Here is a 17,242-nt window from a genome sequence, read left to right as displayed (position 1 = left end):
GGTGTCAGACGCCGGCTGCGTACGCCGTGAGGGTGTTCAGATTCTTGATGAAGTCCGACGTCGTGATGCCCAGCGGGCCGGCCTGCGGCGTATAGGGAGGCATCTGCGGTGGGCTGAGCGGGTCATAGGGTGAGGTGTCGTAGAGGTCGCCCACGTGGCGGCTCACACAGGCCTTGCCGTCATAGGGCGTCGTGGGTGGCGGCCCCTGGTACGGATTGGTGATCGAACCGATCCGCGTCAGCCAGTGGTCCCTGTCGCCCAGTCCGGACACGACCGCGTCCGCCTGCGCCGGGGTCACGGTGGGAAGCGACAGATCGGCACCCCGGAAGAGGTCGTCCAGTCCCAGGTCCCTCGCCGAGAAGTAGCCGGGCAGTTCACGCCTGCCGCGCGCCGCGAGGGGCGATCGCGCCCTGAGGCCGGCGACCTCCGACCGGCTCATCGACATGAGCTGGTCGTAGGTCGCGTGCAGGGCAGCGGTGTCGACCTTGCGTCCGCCGCCGTAGTGGCTCGGAGTGTCCCGGTGGTCGTGGTCGTTGTAGTAGGCGCCGTTACGGACGTTCGAGCCGAAGCGGTGGACGAACCGGGCGCGGTTGGTGCCGAGTTCGACGAAGGTGGGATGCGTACTGGAGGCCAGGAGCGGGTTCTCCGCCCGCTGCTGGTCCGTCAGCCGGCAGCTCTCCAGCCAGGCGATGGCTTCCGGCGCCCGGCGGAGGAACTCGTGGTCGCCGGTGAGCCGGAAGTAGGCGAAGAGCTGCTGGACATTGGTCTGGGTGGTGTGGGTGACGAGCGCACGCGGTTCGTAGGAACGGGCACCGGCGGGCGCACCTGCCTGTCGGCCGCCGGCTGCGCGGGCGAGGTGCTGCAGGCCCCAGCCGGCCTGCGGTCCCGGCTGCTGCATGCGATGGAGGCAGGCCATGGCCCGCCTGACGTTCGGGATCAGGTCGCGGCGCCCGAGCGAGGTGACGCACATCAGCAGGAACTTGATGTTCTCGCCGAGCACGTTGTCGTTGAAGGTGACGTGTCCGGTGTAGTCGCCGTCCTCCATGCCGTGCCGGATGCCGGCGGGCAGCCAGGACGGCAGTTCGTCCGGCCACGGCGTCTGCCGGGCGGAGCCGGAGAAGGCCGGGAAGCGCTGCGGCCAGCCGCCGTCCGCGACGCCGCCGCGGTACTGCGCCGCGACGACGAACCGGATCGCCCTGTCCAGGGCGGCTTCGAACTTCGGGTGCGGCCTTTCCAGCTGGAGCCGGAGTATCAGCTGGGCGGCTGTGGCGGTCGCCGCATCGTCGAAGGTGGCGTTGCCGTAGAAGTGCTGAAACTCCTCCAGGCGCCAGCCGTTGGCACCGATCGTCCCGTACCAGGTGCGGAGTGATCCCTGCCCCGCCGTGTCATGGATGTAGTTCCAGCCGCCGCAGGCAAGTTGGGCGTCCACCAGGGCCAGCCCGGTGCGCTTGGCGGCCCGGTAGCAGACCTCCGATCCGGTGGCGTGATAGGCATCGAGCATGCTGTGGCCGACCGACGGCGTGCCGGGCGGCTGGATCCAGCACATGGTGCGCCGGGCCTCCATTTCGCCCCATGTGGTCGAGAGGTCCGGCAGGTAGCTCCAGACGTAGCCGCCTCGGTAGGAGACGTGCTCGTCCATGAACGCGGTCACGCGGTCCACGGCGGCAACGATGTCGCCGCGCCCGGCTGCGGGGGCTGCCGCGGCGGCCGAGGCGCGGTCGGCCGGTCCGAGGACAAGGGCCGCGGCCGGCGCGGCGGCGAGGCGGGCGAAAGTACGACGGCTCACTGGCAGGTGCATCGAACGACTGCCTCCAACTCTGGTGCGGAGTGCGGGTTCCATGGCATGACACAGCGTCACCGGATGGTGTGCCGAGGCATGTCAGAGGAGTTGTAGCACCGGCTGACGGCGCCGCCAAGGGTTCAGGCACAACGACGATGTTCATGTATGTGGCCCAAGGTGGGGTGCAATAGCTCATTCGGTGCTTGATGGTTCGGATACATGGGTGGGGTGGCCCAAGTGGCACACCGGGTCGGAACGGAGGAGTCGTCACGCTGCGTCTGTGCGGGATGCCGGTGCTTACCTCCGACGTAATCGACGCTCCGTCACCGCCTCGGCAGACTGGTCCCATGACGCTCACCGCCGCGGATGTCACCCGCGCCACCGTGGAGAAGTTCCTCGCCCTCCGGCTCGCCGGGGACGCCGAGGGGCTCACCGCCCTCTTCGCCGACCACGTCGACTGGCTGCTCGCCGAGAACCCCGCGGCCCCCTGGATCCGGCCCCGCTCCACCGCAGTGGAATGCGCTTCCCAGGCTGCGGAGTTGGCGGAGTACACCGTGCCGGAGGATGCCCGCGCGTCTGTCGACACTTTTCTCGTCGACGGCGCCGACGCCGTTCTGATGGGTCACCTCTCAGGGACGGTCCGCGCGACGGGCAAGTCCTTCTCGGGCCCCTTCGCGCTGCACCTCACGGTCGAGGCCGGCCGGGTCACCCGGCACCACCTGTACGAGAACAGCCTGTCGATCGCGGAGGCGTGCGCTCCCTGACGACACCTCGGGGGCGCGGCATCCTCGGGAGGTGACCGGGCCGGTCGGCGTGGGGCTGCTTGCGGCTCAACGGTAGTCCGCCTGTGGGTGGTTGCCCCATGCTGAGCGCGACGCGGAGTTGGGCGGTCCGGCGGGGCTGAGCCGGGGGGCGACTGTCCGGCCGTCGGGCATATCCTGTGTCCGGCCGGACGGCCGTGCCCGATCACCGGTGCTCCGGAGGGGACCCCAACGATGCCCGCAGCCGCTTCCGGCGGACCGGCTCCGGCCGGGCGCAGCCGCCGCAGCTTCGCCCGGTCCAAACCGGTCATGGACGATGTCGCCCGGCTCGCGGGCGTCTCCAAGCAGACCGTTTCCAGAGTCCTCAACGACAACCCTTCCGTGCGTGCCGAAACGCGTACGAAGGTGCTGGCAGCGATGAACGAACTGGGATACCGGCCCAGTTCGAGCGCCCGTTCCCTGACCAGCGGCCGTACCCGGGTGCTCGGCGTGATCTCGTTCGACGCGGCCCGTCATGGACCCGCCTCCCTTCTCACCGCGATCAATCTCGCCGCTCGCGAGGCCGGATACCTGATCAGTTCGATCTCCTTGCCCCCGTCCGACGCGGACACCGTCATGAAGGCCGTGGACCTGCTGGCCGCGGAGGGAGCGGACGGTGTCATCGCCATCGCTCCGCAGCAGAACGCGGACAAGGTGCTGTCCGGCGTCGTACCGGCCATTCCGCTGGTCACGCTGGAGAGCCGTCTCGGCCCGGGCACCCCCGTCGTCACGTCGGACTCCGCCGCCGGAGCCCGCATGGCCGTCGAGCACCTCCTGGCCCATGGGCACTCCACCGTCTGGCACGTCGCGGGGCCGGACGGCTGGCTCGCCGCCGAGCAGCGCGTATTCGGCTGGCGTGAGGCTCTGGAGGAAGCAGGCGCATTCGTACCCGGCCGGCTGATCGGCGACTGGAGCGCCGGTTCCGGATACGCCCTCGGCCGGCAGCTGGCGTCCCGGCCGGAGGTCACCGCCGTGTTCGCCTCCAACGACCACATGGCACTGGGGGTACTGCGAGCCCTGCACGAGGCGGGGCGCCGGGTGCCCGAGGACGTCAGTGTCATCGGCTACGACGACATCCCCGAAGCCGCTTACCTCGCACCGCCGTTGACCACCGTCCACAACGACTTCGCCGAGACCGGCCGACGCGCGCTCCACCTGCTGCTGCGGCAGCTCCGGGGGGATGCGGAGAGCGACGTCCGCTCGATCGTCCCGGTCGAACTGATCGTGCGGGCCAGCACGGGACCTGTGCGGAGGCGAGCGGACGCCTGAGGTTCCCCGGCGCCGACGTCCGGCCGCCGGAGTTCATGGTGCCGTCATCCGTACCCCTTGCCACCTGCTCAAACGTTCGTTCATGATCTGCGGCATGCCAGCAGACATCCGTGCGGACTGTGAACCGGGTCCACGCCTGCCACGCCGGGTCCGTATCGGATACGGGCTCGGCTCCCTGTGCACCGGCACCTTCGCCACCGTTCCGGGCCTGATCCTGCTCTACTACCTCACCAACGTCCTCGCCGTGCCCGCGGCCGTCGCGGGGGCGGCGGTCTTCCTGCCGAAGGCCTGGGACGTCCTGATCAACCCGCTGGTCGGCGCGGTGTCCGATCGCAGCAGGCTGCGCGGCGGACCACGCCGTCCGTTCCTGCTCATCGGCGCCTGCACCCTCCCACCGCTCTTCGCGCTGATCTTCGCCGCGCCCCCGCTGCGCGGAGCGGCCGCGGCCGGATACGTGGCGGTGCTGTTCCTCCTGGCAGCCACCGCGTACGCCGTCTTCCAGGTGCCGTACGTGACGATGCCCGCCGAGATGACCGAGGACCCGGCCGAACGCGGCCGGATCCTGGGCTGGCGGGTGGGATTCCTCGGCGTCGCGATCCTGCTGTCCGGGGCGCTCGCACCGGCGATCGCCCACGCCGACGGCGACAGTCCGGCGAGCTACCGGACGATGGGGATCGCCGTCGCCGTCCTGCTGGCCCTCGGCATGTTCGGCGCCTGGTTCACCACCCGGTGGGCCCCGGCGGTGGCCCGCAGCGAGGCCGAACCCTCGCTCCGGGCGCAGTTGGCCGCCGCCCGCTCCCACCGGCCGTTCCTGTTCCTGGCCGGCATGTGGACCCTCCAGGCGCTCGCCATCGGCGTGATGCTCGCGGGAGTCCAGTACTTCGCCACGTACACGCTCGGCTCGCCCACCGCGGTCACCCCGCTGTTCGCCTGCCTGATCGGACCGCTCGTCCTCGTCATGCCGCTGTGGAACCGGCTGGCCCGTCTGCGCGGAGTGAAGGGGGCCCAATGGTGCGCGTCCCTGCTCTTCCTCGCAGGAGCCGTGCTGCTCGCCTTCACCCCGGCGGCCGGACCTGCACTCGGCTACGCGGCGGTCGTGGTCATCGGTATCGCCTACGCCGGGCTCCAGTTGCTGCCGCTGACCATGCTCGCGGACACCCTCGCCGCCGATGTCGCCCGTACAGGCAAGCGGCGGGCCGCGACCTTCACCGGACTGTGGACGGCCGCCGAGACCCTGGCCTTCGCGCTCGGAGCGGGGGTGTTCGCGCTGGTCCTGGCGGTGACGGGGTTCCGTTCCTCCGACGCCGACCACCGGGTGGCCCAGCCCGAGGCCGCCCTGACCGGCATCACCGCGGGCATGAGCGTGCTGCCCGCCGTACTCGCCGGCGCAAGCCTGTGGCTGCTGCACCGCTACCGCGAGGACCGCACCGAACCCGTACCCCCGCAGCCCGTACCCCCGCAGTCCGTACCCCCGCAGTCCGTGCCTCAGCAGTCCGTGCCTCAGCAGGAAGAGACCGACCGTGTCGACTGAACCCACCCGTGCCCTTCCCGCCGGCCGTTCCGCGGCCGAGGTGCTCGCCGAGCTGCGTGCCCTGCGGGAAGCCGACGCGCCCACCCGCGGCGGGCGCACCTTCGCCTACGTCTACGACGCCGGCCTGGACGGCCTCGACGAACTGGCCGCCGCCGCGTACACGGCGTACGCCACCGTCAACGGGCTCGACCCGACCGTCTTCCCGAGCGTGGCACGGCTGGAGAACGACCTGGTGGGGGCAGTCGCGGCGCTGCTGGGCGCACCGGGTGCCCAGGGCACGTTCACCAGCGGCGGGACGGAGAGCATCATGCTCGCCGTCAAGACGGCCCGGGACCACGCGCGTTCGGTACGAGGCATCACGGCGCCTCAACTGGTCCTCCCGGCCACCGCCCACGCCGCCTTCCACAAGGCCGCCCACTACCTGGGCCTGGAGACCGTCGTCGTCCCCGTCGATCCCGCCACCTTCCGTGCCGACGCCGGTGCCGTCGCCGCGGCGATCACCGACCGCACCGCGCTCGTGGTCGCCTCGACACCCTCGTACGCGCACGGAGTGATCGACCCGGTGGCCGAGATCGCCGGGGCCGCCGCACGGCGCGGAGTGCTGTGCCACGTCGACGCGTGCATCGGCGGCTGGCTCCTGCCCTACCTGCGGCGCGCCGGACGCGAGGTGGAGCCGTTCGACCTGTCGGTTCCCGGGGTCACCTCGCTCTCCGTCGACCTGCACAAGTACGCGTACGCCGACAAGGGCGCCTCCGTCGTCCTCTACCGGGACGCCGAGCTGCGCCGGTACCAGTACTTCGCCCATGCGGGCTGGCCCGGCTACCCGGTCGTCAACCCGACGGTCCAGGGCACGAAGTCCGGCGGTCTGCTGGCCCAGGCGTGGGCGGTCCTCCAGCATGTCGGCGAGGACGGCTACACCGCGCTGGCCGGCCGGGTCGCCGAGGCTTCGGACCGGCTCCTGGAGGGCCTGCGCGGGACCGAAGGCGTACGGGTGCTGGGGGAACCGGCTGCCGGACTCGTCGCGTTCACGGTCCACAGCGGGCCGGCGGGCGGGGACCCCGACCTGAGCCTGCTGCTCCACCTCGCCGACGAGATGCGCGACCGCGGCTGGTACCTGCAGCCCCAGCTCTCCTTCGACGGACTGCCGCCCAATCTCCACCTCACCCTGACGCCGGCCACCGTCGGGCAGGTCGACGCGCTGCTGGTGGACCTCGCGGCCGCGCTTCGGGCCGCCCGGGCGCTGCCGCAGGTCACCGTGGACCCGGGGCTCGCGGAGCTCGCCGCCGGACTCGACCCGGCGGCCCTCGGTCCGGACGAGGTCGCGGCGGTCCTGGCCTTCGCGGGGCTCGGCGGCGGTTCGGAGCTCCCGGGCAGGATGGCTCCGGTTCTGGTGCTGCTCGACGCGCTTCCGGAACCGCTCAAGGAGCGACTTCTCACGGAGTTCATCGGCTCGGTGTTCCGTGCCCACTGAGTGTCAGGGGCTGAGCGACCGCCAGATCCTCTCCGGCAGGATGCGCGCGGCCTGATCGAGGTCGACGTCGTCGACGCCGGACAGCCAGCGGCGCGCGGTCGCGACGACGGGTCCCATGACCAGTGCCTCGACCAGGGGGACGGACAGCGGAGCGATTTCTCCCGTCTCGACGTGCAGCCGCACCCACTCGGTCATGGGTGAGAGCCTGGCCTCCTGGGCGTCGCGGAGCTGCCTGGCCTGCGCCATCCCGAGCCGGTCGGCGTAGGAGGAGTGCAGGAGCCGGGCGGCGTCCGGGTGCTCCTGGATGAAGGTCAGATAGGTCCGCACGAGGGCGCCGATGCCGGTCCGGGCCGCGCGGGAACGCTCCACGGCTGCGGCCAGCTCGGCGAGGAGGCGGCCGAGCCAGCGCAACAGCAGGGCGTTCATCAGGCCGTCGACGCTGCCGAAGTGGTGGTAGAGACTGCCGAGGCTGACACCGCTCGCCTTGGTGAGGGCACTGACGGTGACGCCCTGCTCGCCGGACTCGGCGTACACCTGGAGGGCGGCGTCCAGGAGGCGGTCGGCAGTTTCCTCGCCACGTTGTTGCTTGGGGCTCATGGTGACCACCAGCGTAGTCCCCCGTGGTCACGGTCCCGCCGATGGGAAGTGGAATCGTTTTCTAGAAAGATCTTCCAATCAGGACGATCGATGGTTCAGACTGTTCCCCGAGTCGGGAGCCTGTGCCGGCCCGTGCGGACCGGGGGAGCGCATGGACCGGCACAGGTCCCGGCCGACCGGCTGGTGAACGGGGAGAGCGTGAACGGGGAAGACGGGTTCGACCTCGCGGGCAGTGGTGCGGAGCCGCTGCGCGCACAGGACCCACGGCGGATCGGACCGATCCCTCTGCTGGGCCGGATCGGGGCCGGCGGCATGGGGCGGGTGTACCTCGGCGTCACGGGCGGCAGGTATGCGGCCGTCAAGCAGATGCTGGCGTCCGTCGTCGCCGAGGACGAGGGGTTCGTACGCCGGTTCGGGCAGGAGATGGACAACCTCGCACGGTTACCGGCCGAGGCCACAGCGCCCCTGCTCGCGAGCGACCGCACCGCGGAGCCGCCGTGGTTCGCCACCGCGTATGTACCCGGGATCACCCTTGCCGAGGCCGTCGAACCGCACGGCACTCCTTCACCGGGCTCCGAACTGAGCTCTCGACCGAGCGCGAGCAGCGGAAGCCCCGTCCCGGCCGACGCCCTGTGGCTGCTGCTGCGGGAGGTTGCCGCAGGACTGAAGCCGGTACACGCGCTCGGCATGGTGCACCGTGACCTGAAACCGTCGAACGTCATGCTGACCCTCGACGGCGTCACCCTCATCGACTTCGGCATCGCCCGCGCCGCCGAGCAGAGCCAACTGACCCGGACCGGCCTGATCGTCGGCACGCCCGCGTACATGTCGCCCGAACAGGCCATGGGCACAAGGCGGTTGACCGGTGCCTCCGACGTGTTCGCACTGGGCCTGCTGGTCGCGTACGCGGCGAGCGGCCGCTGGCCCTTCGGGGACGGGGCGGAGGGCAGCCCGCTCTACCGCATCGTGCACGACGAGCCCGATCTGGCGCCGGTGCGCGAGCGCGACGCCCGGCTCGCCGAAGTGGTGGCGTCCTGCCTGGACAAGGACCCGGAGGGCCGTCCGACCGCCGCCGAGCTGGTCGAACTCATCGGGCGGCGGGGCCCGTCGGCCCCCGGCGGCTGGCCCGAGGCCGTCATGGAGCAGCTGGTCCGGCGGGCGGCCTTCGCCGCGAGGGTGCCGGAGAACATCGAGCCGTACGTTCCCGTCGTACCCGCAACAGCACCGGACCCGGTCGAAGGCGCGGGGACCACGGGAGGTGCGGGGAGCACGGCGGGTGCGGGCGGTACGGGGGACATCCCGGAGACCGCACCCGACGCCCGGTCACCGCGGCGTGAGCGGCGTCGTACCCGCATCCTGCTGACCGTCGTGCCCGTCGTGGTGACCACCGTCGGGGCGACGCTCGCCATCCAGAACCTGCCGTACGCCACCGGCCCGGACCACGCCGCGGGATCGACGCCGTCCGTCTCCGTCACCGCACCGGCCGACCCCACGCGGTCGCCCGGCGCGAGCGCGTCGGCCACCCCCGCGTCGGAGAAGCCGAAGAAGCCGGAGAAGAAGGACACGTCGTCGCCGGACGCCGCGAAGGGCGGTGCGGGCGGAGCGGCTTCGGGAAGCGGAGCGCAGGACACGGCCGGAGGGAGCGACGGTTCTTCCGGTGGTTCCGCCGGTTCGGGCAGCTCCGGAACGGGCGAGGTCGAATCATCCGGTTCGTCCGGCTCGGGTTCCTCCGGATCGGCCACCGGCGGCGGAGACCCGGCACCGCCGCCCTCGTCGGGCGCCTTCCGGCTGAAGAACGCCGACAACGGCTCGTGCCTGATCCAGGTGTACGGCTCCGCGGACGACGGCAGCTGCACCGCCCCGAGCGCTTACTGGACCACCGTGAGCGCGGAGAACAACAGCCTCAAGGTAGTCAACAAGCAGTCCGGTTCCTGTCTCGTCGCCAACATGCTGAACCAGGCCGTGTTCGTGGGCGACTGCACCCAGGGCACCGCGCGCCTCTGGCGCTGGGGCTCGGGCGGCACCTTGAAGAGCGTCCCGAACGGCGGCTGCCTCGACCTCGCCTACGGCGGAGGCGTGTCGACGGCGACCTGCGCATCAGGCAAGGCGTCACAGAACTGGCGGAAGTCGTAGCCCCGTACCCCGCCGGGTCCGGACAGCCGTCCCGCGGCCCGGTCTGCCCGACATAGCCCGAGCGCCCCCGGAACCGGACTCGAACCGGGACGGGGGCGCTCGCCCGGTGCGGTCGGGCCCGGCGGCGCGGGGGAGGAGCTACGGCTTGCGTCCCAGTGCCACGTAACCCGCGCTGACGATGTCCTCCTGGCCGGGGATCGGCTCGCCGAGCTCGGGGTGCCACGCCTCGGCGGCCACGATGCCGGGCTCGACGATCTCGAGTCCCTCGAAGAACGCGGCGAACTGGGCGCGGTTGCGCGGCGCCAGCGTGAGCGTGTTGGCCTTGTACATCTCGTCGACCTTGCGTGCCTCCTCCGGATGGAAGTCGGCGGTGAGGTGCGAGATCACCAGATAGCTGCCCGGCGCCAGCACGTCGGTCAGCCGGCTCACCAGCTCGTAGGCGCCGCCCTCATCGGAGACGAAGTGCAGCAGCGAGATCAGCGAGAGCGCGACCGGACGGCTGAAGTCCAGTGTCTTACCCGCGTGTTCGAGGATGGCGTCTACGTCCCGTGCATCGGCCTGCACGTAGTCGATGCTGCCCTCCGGAGTGCCGCTCAGCAGGGCTTCGGCGTGGGCGAGCACGATCGGGTCGTTGTCGCAGTAGACGACCCGCGTGGCGGGCGCGGCCTCCTGGGCCACCTGGTGGAGGTTGGGCTCGGTCGGTATCCCCGTACCGATGTCGAGGAACTGCAGGATGCCCTGGTCCGACAGCCAGCGCGTGGCGCGGTGCATGAAGGCCCGGTTGACCTTCGCCATCACCGGGACGCCGGGCTCCACGGCGAGCATCTGCCTCCCCATCGCCTCGTCCACCGGGTAGTTGTCCTTGCCGCCGAGGAACCAGTCGTACATCCGCGCGGGGTGCGGCTTGCTGGTGTCGATGTGCAGTGCGGTGCCGTTGTTCTCCGGTCGGGACATTGCGAACTCCAGGGGGCATGAAGCTGTGGATGATCAGTTCGCCCCAAGAATAGGGAACTTGAACGCCGAAGTAGACACGTTCGCAGGCCGGCGGGCCACCCGGCGGCGTTGTGTCGCGGAAGCTCGTGGCGGATCACCGTTCCGGCCTCGCGCGGAAGGGCCGCAACACGTTCTTCATGCTCTGTGCATGGTCCGGGGGCCGGACCTCACGCGATGATCGGCAGCACCTCGGGGGGAGGTCTCCTTCGCCGCGGCCGGGGTGCGGGAGCCGAGGGCCGCGGCGGGCTCCCGCAGGCCCGACCCTGCGGCGGCACCGAAACGACGACCAGCAGGATGGAAACGGAGTCACCACCATGCCCTCGACCAACGGGCGTTGCGGCGCACGGCGCCTCACGGCCCCCGCGGCTCTGCTCGCCGCAGCGCTCCTGATGTCCGGCACACCGGCCACGGCCGGCACACCGGTCCCGGCCGCCGCCACCACGTCCGTGCTGCCGGCCAACCCGTACGCGGGTCCGCGCGGAAGCGCCACCATGCACGGTGACACCGGCTCCTCCGACACCACACCGCTCGCCGGCCCCGGCGCCGGAAGCCTCTCCGGCAAACTGAACGGGCTGCTGTCCGCCTGCCCCACCGTCCTCATCGGGGCCGACGACTACCCCGTGGCGCTGTGCACGCCGATTCTGGGCCAGGTCCCCACCGTCCACCTCCTCGACCCGCACACGGGCGCCTCCCTCACCTCGCTCCAACTGACCAAGGGCTCGCTGCTCGGCGGCGTGTACGCCTACATCGACCACGAGGACCGGCTCGTCGTCGTGGACGGCAGTCGCTCCCTGCTGCGGATCGGGCACCGTCGGGACGCGGCCGGCTCCTGGCGGCTGACCGTCGACAGCAGTCTCCCGCTCGGCTCGGCCGTGCCCGCCGACGATGCCGTCACCGGGCTCTCCCCGGACTGGCAGGGGCGCGTCTGGTTCGCCACGGGTGGCGGCGTGGTCGGTACCGCGGACGACAGGACCGGGACGGTGCGGTCCGTGGCGCTCCCCGCCGGCGAGCGGATCGCCAACAGCATCTCGACGGCACCGCAGGGCACCGCCGTGACCACCACCCACGCCACCTACCTGCTCACGGCGTCCACCGACGGCACGCCGAGGATCTCCTGGCGGCAGGCGTACGACCGTGGCCAGGCCCGTAAGCCCGGCCTGCTGAGCTGGGGCAGCGGTTCCACGCCCACCTTCTTCGGCCCCACCGACGGCACGGACTACGTGACGATCGTCGACAACGCCGACGCGTCGGTCAGGCTGAAGGTCTACCGCACCTCGACCGGCGAAACCGTCTGCTCGGTCCCGGTGCTGCTCGCGTCGAGCGGCCCCGGCAGCGAGAACTCCCCTGTCGGCGCGGACCGCAGCGTCTACGTCGCTGGCACCTACGGCTATCCCTACCCCGCGGTGCCCGAAGGCGCGGGCGCCAGCGTGCCCGCCTCGGCACCCTTCGCGGGCGGACTGAGCAGGGTGGACGTCCGGGCCGACGGCAGCGGCTGCGACCTGGTCTGGGACAACGAGCTCCGCTCCGCCGCCGTACCGAAACTCTCCACCGCGGACGGGAAGCTGCACACGGTGCTGCGGAACCCGGTCATTCCCGGAACCAAGGGGACCAGCCTGCTCGACCCCTACCGCTACGCGCAGATCGACCCGGCCACGGGACAGGTCCTGCGCAGCAAGCTGATAGGGGTCGGCGCCCTGTACGACACCCTCCAGATGGCCGGCACCGTCGCACCGGACGGCGCCTACCTGCAGGGCACGGTCACGGGCATCCTGCGGATCACCGCGGGCTGAGGGAACGCCGAGGCGTCAGGGCCCGGTCCCGCCGGACCGGGCCCTGCGCGTCCGGAGCGCCGTGTCAGTGGCTCAGGGTGAACGCCTGGGCCGCGGACCCGTTGCACGGCTGCTGCGACAGCCCGGCACCGTTGGCGGCGGAAGAACCGTTCACCGTCAGGCACTTGCCGCTGTGGCGCGCGACGAAGCGATACGCGCCGGCCGAGCCGACGGCCTCGGGCCGCCACTGCTGGTTGGTGCCCCCTTCGTAGCTCCAGAGGTGGACCCTGGTGCCGTCGGCGGTCGCGCCGGTGCCGCCGTCGACATCCCAGACCTTCGCGTTGTGCTGGTTGACGACCTGGTAGTTCCCGTCGGTGGTCGGCCGGAACTGCCAGCTCTGGTTGGCACCGTTGCCGCAGGCCCACTGCTGGAGCCCGGTGCCGTTGGCGGTGCCCCAGTCGGCGGCGTCGAGGCAGGCGCCGCTGTGGCCCCTGACCTGGTACCAGGTGCTCGGATCGATGGAGCCGACGGGCGGCTCGGTGGTCCCGCCGTTGCCGTTCCAGACGAAGGTGGCGACCGCGCCCGCGGGGAGGGTGTAGGCGAGGGACTTGCCGTTGTCGGTCACGGAGAAGCGCTGGGCGCCGGCCGCGGTGTTGACGACGTAGGCGACGCGGGTGCCGTCGGGGTTCTGGAAGGCGACGTTCTGGACGCCTCCGGCGCCCTGGCTGGTGGAGCCGATGCGGGTGGCGCCGGGCTTGATGAACTTGGTGACATGGCCGAGGACGTAGTACTCGGCGTTGCGGCTGACGTTGCCGTTCGCGATCTCGACGATGCCGTTGCACCGGTTGGTGCAGTGGCCCTGGTGGGGGCCGCCGTTCTGGTCGAGGGCGAGGTTCCAGTTGATGACCGTCTCGCCGCCGTTGCGCATGTTCTGCACGACGAGGTTCTCGGCGTGCCACTGAAGGGTGTCGCGGAAGGTCGTGCCCGGGTCGGCGCTCTCGGTCCCGGAACACTCCGTGAAGAAGACACGCTTGCCCGCGTTGACCACCTGCTGCTGCGCCGAGGGCGTGCCGCCGTAGCAGTGGAATGCGGCGCCGATCACACGGCTGATGCCCTGGGTGCCGTTGAAGACTTCGACCGGGTAGTTCGGGTGGTCCCAGTTATGGTCGTAGGCCAGCAGGTTGGTCGGCAGGCCGGCCGAGGTGAGGGTGCGGTCGAGCACCTTGAAGAATTCGGCCTGCTGCGAGGACGTCATGCTCATGGACGGGTAACTCGTGGCGAACTCGGGCTCGTTCTGCACAGTCAGGTCGGTCAGGGTGATGCCCTGCTGGCCGTACGCCCTGATCGAGGCGACCAGGTAGTCGGCGTACGCCTGGTAGTGCTCGGTCTTGAGGCTGCCGCCGTTGAGCGAGTTGCCGGTCTTCATCCACGCGGGCGGTGACCAGGGCGATCCCATGAAGCGGATGGCGGAGTTGACCGCGGTGGCCTGCTCCAGGACCGGGATGATCTCGCTCTTGTCCCGGTCGATGGAGAAGGCGCCGCGGGTGTCCTCGTAGGTGTAGAAGTCGCCGGTGGCGTTGAAGTCGGTGCTGCCGAGCGGCTGGCGCAGGTAGTTGAGCCCGATGCCGTCCCCGTCGGCGGAGAACAGCGACGTCATCAGCGCGTTGCGCTTGTCCTGCGGAAGGCTCTGGACGAGGCGGGCCGAGGCGCCGGTGACCGAGGCGCCCGCACCGGTGAACTTCTGGCTCCTGCTGTTGCCGTCGATACGTATGTCGACGGACTGGGGGGTGTCGGTGAACGGCACTGCGCCTTCGGCGGACAGCTTCTTGCTGCCGTCGGCCGTGGTGACCCACACCTGGGCTGTCGGGTCGGCGGCCTGCGCCGTGCCAGCTCCGGTGCCGGTGAGACCCAGCCCGGTCACGGCCAGGACGAGGGCGGCGCCCGCGGCACGTGTCCGCGGACGGAGGGAACTGAGGGGACTGAGAGGTGGCATGGTGCGGCTCTCCTTCGGTCGGTACCTGACGGGGTGGTGCGGCCGGCTGTCGCACCCCGGTGCGCCGGCGCCGGGGTGGGTGGACGGGTCTCGCCGCAAGGGCTCCCGGTCGGCAGGTGAGACCGGTGCGCGTAAGGAGGCCATGAGCGCCCTTCCTGCCGTGACGTCGGCTTTTCGTGGGGACGACGGCGACATAGAAGCACACTCACTAAGTGGTTAGTAAGTACTCTGCCGGGGCTTTCCTCAAGACGTGAAGATCGCCATGGGATCACCGGGCGGGCTTAGGCTGTGCCCGTGAGCAACCAGTCAGTGGGCGGACCGGCGCGTCCGGCCGGGCCCCGTGTTCCGCGCAGCCCGGAGGCCCGGCAGCGGCAGCGGGACATCCTGCACATCGCGACGGACACCTTCGCCGCGCGCGGCTACAACAACGCCTCGCTCGCGGAGATCGCGGACCGGGCCGGCCTGACCCAGGCAGGCGTGCTGCACTACTTCCGTTCCAAGGCGCTCCTGCTCACCAGCGTCCTCGAACTGCGCGACCAGACGGACATCGAGCAGCTCGGGGCCGACCGGCCCCAGGGCCTGGAGTTCCTGCGCCATCTGGTCGACACCGCGCTGCGCAACGCCGAACGGGAAGGAATCGTCCGGCTCTACGCCGTGCTGTCGGCCGAATCCGTCACCGACGACCACCCGGCGCAGGCATACTTCCGCGACCGCTACAGCGGGCTGCGCACCTTCGTCGCGGACGCCCTGCGCGAGGCGTGCGACCTTTCCGAACACGACGCGGACAGAGCCGAGAACGCGGCCAACGCCATCATCGCCGTCATGGACGGCCTCCAGGTGCAGTGGCTTCTCGCACCCGACGCCGTGGACATGGCTGCCTCGACCGAGCTCGTGGTCACCGCCCTGCTGACAGCTCTCGCGCCGGGCACGTTCGGCCCGGCCGCCGGGACCCCGTAGCCCGGCTTCTGTCCGGCCGCCCGCAAGAGCGAGGCGTTACCGGCGACGAGCGGCCGGTCCCCGTCCGTCCGGGTGCGCGCCGCCCGGCGAACTCACAGCGCACCGACGATGGCGGAGGCGACCTCGGGGACGTGCTGGTCGAGATAGAAATGGCCGCCGTCGAAGACCTGCGCGTCGGTGCCCTTGGTGGTGTGCGCCTCCCAGGCCGTCACGTCCGCGGCCGAGGTCACCGGGTCGGATGCGCCCGCGAACACCGAGACGGGACAGGTGAGCCGGGCTCCGGGCGGGGCCGTGTACGTCTCGACCGCGCGGTAGTCGGCCCGTACGACCGGCAGGATCAGCTCCCGCATTTCGGGGTCCTCCAGAACGGACCGGTCCGTGCCGCCGAGCCGCACGATCTCCGCGACCAGGCCGTCGTCGTCGCGGAGGTGGACCGTCCCCTCGCGTGCGATCGACGGCGCCCGGCGGGAGGAGGCGAAGAGCCGCACCGGTCCGTGCGGTGTCTGCTGCTCGAACCGGCGGGCCACCTCGAAGGCGACGACTGCGCCCAGGCTGTGGCCGAAGAAGGCGAAGGGGGCTTCGAGCCGGTGGCGCAGGACGGCGAAGGCGGCGTCGGCCAGCTCGTCCACGCTGTCGAGGAGCGGCTCCCCGTGCCGGTCCTGGCGCCCCGGGTACTGGATGGCCAGTGTGTCGATCCCGGGTGCGAGGGCGTGGGCCAGGAGACGGAAGTATCCCGCCGATCCTCCCGCGTGCGGAAAGCAGACGAGTTGTGCCGTGCTCTGCGCGGTGGGCGCGAAGCGCCGTATCCAGGAATCGTCGTCATGTGCGTGCTGCTGAGACATGAGTTCACCAAGTCGGGGGGAGCTTGCTGGCGGTGGCAGAACAGGATAAGTGTTCATGACCTGCCGCACGGGACAATGCGTCCCCGCGCCCGCCGGTGCGTGCCTCGCTTGCGGTCGGCGGATCGGGGCGGCAGGGTTCCTTGGTGTGGCCACTCTGCTGATCGTGCATCACACACCCTCGCCGAACTGCCAGGCGCTGTTCGAAGCCGTCGTCTCCGGTGCGACGACGGAGGAGATCGAAGGGGTCAGGGTCGAACGGCGCGCGGCGCTCTCCGCCACCGCCTCCGACGTGCTCGCCGCCGATGGCTACCTTCTCGGGACCCCGGCGAACCTCGGCTACATGTCCGGCGCCCTCAAGCACTTCTTCGACCAGGTCTACTACCCGTGCCTGGACGCGACGCGCGGCCGGCCCTTCGGCTACTACGTGCACGGCGGCAACGACGTCACCGGCGCCGTGCGGGCCATGGAGTCGATCACGACCGGCCTGGGCTGGCGCCGTACGGCCGACGCCGTGACGGTGACGGGCGAGCCGGGCAAGGCCGACATCGAGGCGTGCTGGGAACTGGGAGCGACGGTCGCCGCCGGGCTGATGGGCTGAGGCGGCGCGCCCTCCCGGGCGCTGCTCGGCCCGGCACTGCGAGCCGCGGGTCACGCAGTGCCGGGCAGGACGAACCGTCCGCTGCTCAGTGCGGCCGCCAAGTGAGCTTGCCGCCGCCCACCCATCGCACCGTGGCGGGGTCGTCGAGGTCATGGACGGTGATTCCGGCCGCATTGGCGATGACGAGCACGTCCGTCATCGCCGTCGCCCTGCCGACGATCTCTCCGTCGATCTCCACGAGGCGGAAGGGCGGATCTCCCGGCTGAACGGCCAGGACGGTGATCGGCGGGTTCGAGGGGCTGGGGCTCGCGCTTTCGGTCATGCGTGGATCGGTTCCACGTGGACGTCCGCGGTATGCCCAGGTGCGGCTTCAATGGGCTGTATGCCGGATTTGGTCGTTTTTCGGTATTGATCCCGCAATTCATAAGGCCCCATATCGTGCGGCCCGTGATCTTTCGGCACAGCGCAAATCGCCCTTATCGGACTCCGTGACCAGCGTCACCTGTCGT

General features: G+C 70.9%; 14 protein-coding genes. 8 read left to right on the top strand and 6 right to left on the bottom strand.

Annotated elements, in window-relative coordinates; all coding sequences use genetic code 11:
* Nucleotides 1-4: 4 nt before the first annotated feature.
* Nucleotides 5-1,786 (bottom strand): pectate lyase, encoded by a 1,782-nt coding sequence (locus OG257_RS09860; protein ID WP_329206560.1) that lies wholly within the window; start codon nucleotides 1,784-1,786, stop codon nucleotides 5-7.
* A 341-nt stretch (nucleotides 1,787-2,127) separates the two neighbouring features.
* On the opposite strand from OG257_RS09860, the gene OG257_RS09855 reads away from it, so the two are divergent.
* From OG257_RS09855 to OG257_RS09840, 4 genes are all read left to right on the top strand, one after another.
* Nucleotides 2,128-2,544: a nuclear transport factor 2 family protein gene (locus OG257_RS09855; protein ID WP_329206559.1), complete on the top strand. Its 417-nt coding sequence runs from the start codon at nucleotides 2,128-2,130 to the stop codon at nucleotides 2,542-2,544.
* 231 nt (nucleotides 2,545-2,775) lie between these two features.
* On the top strand, nucleotides 2,776-3,849 hold the full coding sequence (locus OG257_RS09850; protein WP_329206557.1) for a LacI family DNA-binding transcriptional regulator: 1,074 nt from the start codon (nucleotides 2,776-2,778) through the stop codon (nucleotides 3,847-3,849).
* 94 nt (nucleotides 3,850-3,943) lie between these two features.
* Nucleotides 3,944-5,380: an MFS transporter gene (locus OG257_RS09845; protein WP_329206556.1), complete on the top strand. Its 1,437-nt coding sequence runs from the start codon at nucleotides 3,944-3,946 to the stop codon at nucleotides 5,378-5,380.
* On the top strand, nucleotides 5,370-6,851 hold the full coding sequence (locus tag OG257_RS09840) for a pyridoxal phosphate-dependent decarboxylase family protein (protein ID WP_329206555.1): 1,482 nt from the start codon (nucleotides 5,370-5,372) through the stop codon (nucleotides 6,849-6,851). The genes OG257_RS09845 and OG257_RS09840 overlap by 11 nt, the downstream gene beginning before the upstream one ends.
* A gap of 3 nt (nucleotides 6,852-6,854) precedes the next feature.
* On the opposite strand, the gene OG257_RS09835 is transcribed toward OG257_RS09840, so the two are convergent.
* A complete protein-coding gene (locus OG257_RS09835) occupies nucleotides 6,855-7,448 on the bottom strand; it encodes a TetR/AcrR family transcriptional regulator (RefSeq protein ID WP_329206554.1) in 594 nt (197 codons plus the stop codon).
* Between the two features lie 198 nt (nucleotides 7,449-7,646).
* On the opposite strand from OG257_RS09835, the gene OG257_RS09830 reads away from it, so the two are divergent.
* Entirely contained in the window at nucleotides 7,647-9,581 is a 1,935-nt protein-coding gene (locus tag OG257_RS09830; RefSeq protein ID WP_329206552.1) for a serine/threonine-protein kinase, read from the top strand.
* Between the two features lie 138 nt (nucleotides 9,582-9,719).
* Here the strand turns inward: OG257_RS09830 and OG257_RS09825 are convergent, their stop codons facing one another.
* The gene (locus OG257_RS09825; RefSeq protein WP_329206551.1) at nucleotides 9,720-10,535 is read right to left on the bottom strand and encodes an SAM-dependent methyltransferase; all 816 of its coding nucleotides are present in this window, start codon (nucleotides 10,533-10,535) and stop codon (nucleotides 9,720-9,722) included.
* A gap of 353 nt (nucleotides 10,536-10,888) precedes the next feature.
* Between OG257_RS09825 and OG257_RS09820 the strand changes: the two genes are divergently transcribed.
* On the top strand, nucleotides 10,889-12,364 hold the full coding sequence (locus OG257_RS09820; RefSeq protein ID WP_443054348.1) for a hypothetical protein: 1,476 nt from the start codon (nucleotides 10,889-10,891) through the stop codon (nucleotides 12,362-12,364).
* 64 nt (nucleotides 12,365-12,428) lie between these two features.
* Here the strand turns inward: OG257_RS09820 and OG257_RS09815 are convergent, their stop codons facing one another.
* Nucleotides 12,429-14,336, bottom strand: coding sequence for an RICIN domain-containing protein (locus tag OG257_RS09815; protein WP_329206549.1), 1,908 nt, complete (start codon nucleotides 14,334-14,336; stop codon nucleotides 12,429-12,431).
* Nucleotides 14,337-14,630: 294 nt separating this feature from the next.
* On the opposite strand from OG257_RS09815, the gene OG257_RS09810 reads away from it, so the two are divergent.
* A complete protein-coding gene (locus OG257_RS09810; RefSeq protein ID WP_329206548.1) occupies nucleotides 14,631-15,293 on the top strand; it encodes a TetR/AcrR family transcriptional regulator in 663 nt (220 codons plus the stop codon).
* Between the two features lie 92 nt (nucleotides 15,294-15,385).
* Here the strand turns inward: OG257_RS09810 and OG257_RS09805 are convergent, their stop codons facing one another.
* Nucleotides 15,386-16,135, bottom strand: coding sequence for a thioesterase II family protein (locus OG257_RS09805; RefSeq protein ID WP_329206547.1), 750 nt, complete (start codon nucleotides 16,133-16,135; stop codon nucleotides 15,386-15,388).
* Nucleotides 16,136-16,280: 145 nt separating this feature from the next.
* On the opposite strand from OG257_RS09805, the gene OG257_RS09800 reads away from it, so the two are divergent.
* Nucleotides 16,281-16,733, top strand: a complete 453-nt coding sequence (locus tag OG257_RS09800) for a flavodoxin family protein (RefSeq protein WP_329206546.1) — start codon at nucleotides 16,281-16,283, stop codon at nucleotides 16,731-16,733.
* 85 nt (nucleotides 16,734-16,818) lie between these two features.
* Here the strand turns inward: OG257_RS09800 and OG257_RS09795 are convergent, their stop codons facing one another.
* A complete protein-coding gene (locus OG257_RS09795) occupies nucleotides 16,819-17,055 on the bottom strand; it encodes a hypothetical protein (protein WP_329206545.1) in 237 nt (78 codons plus the stop codon).
* Between the last annotated feature and the right edge of the window lie 187 nt (nucleotides 17,056-17,242).

The organism is Streptomyces sp. NBC_00683 (assembly GCF_036226745.1).
In the GTDB taxonomy this organism is placed as follows: Bacteria; Actinomycetota; Actinomycetes; order Streptomycetales; family Streptomycetaceae; genus Streptomyces.
Note: the sequence above shows the minus strand (reverse complement) of the source record. Positions and strands in the feature narration are given on the sequence as shown.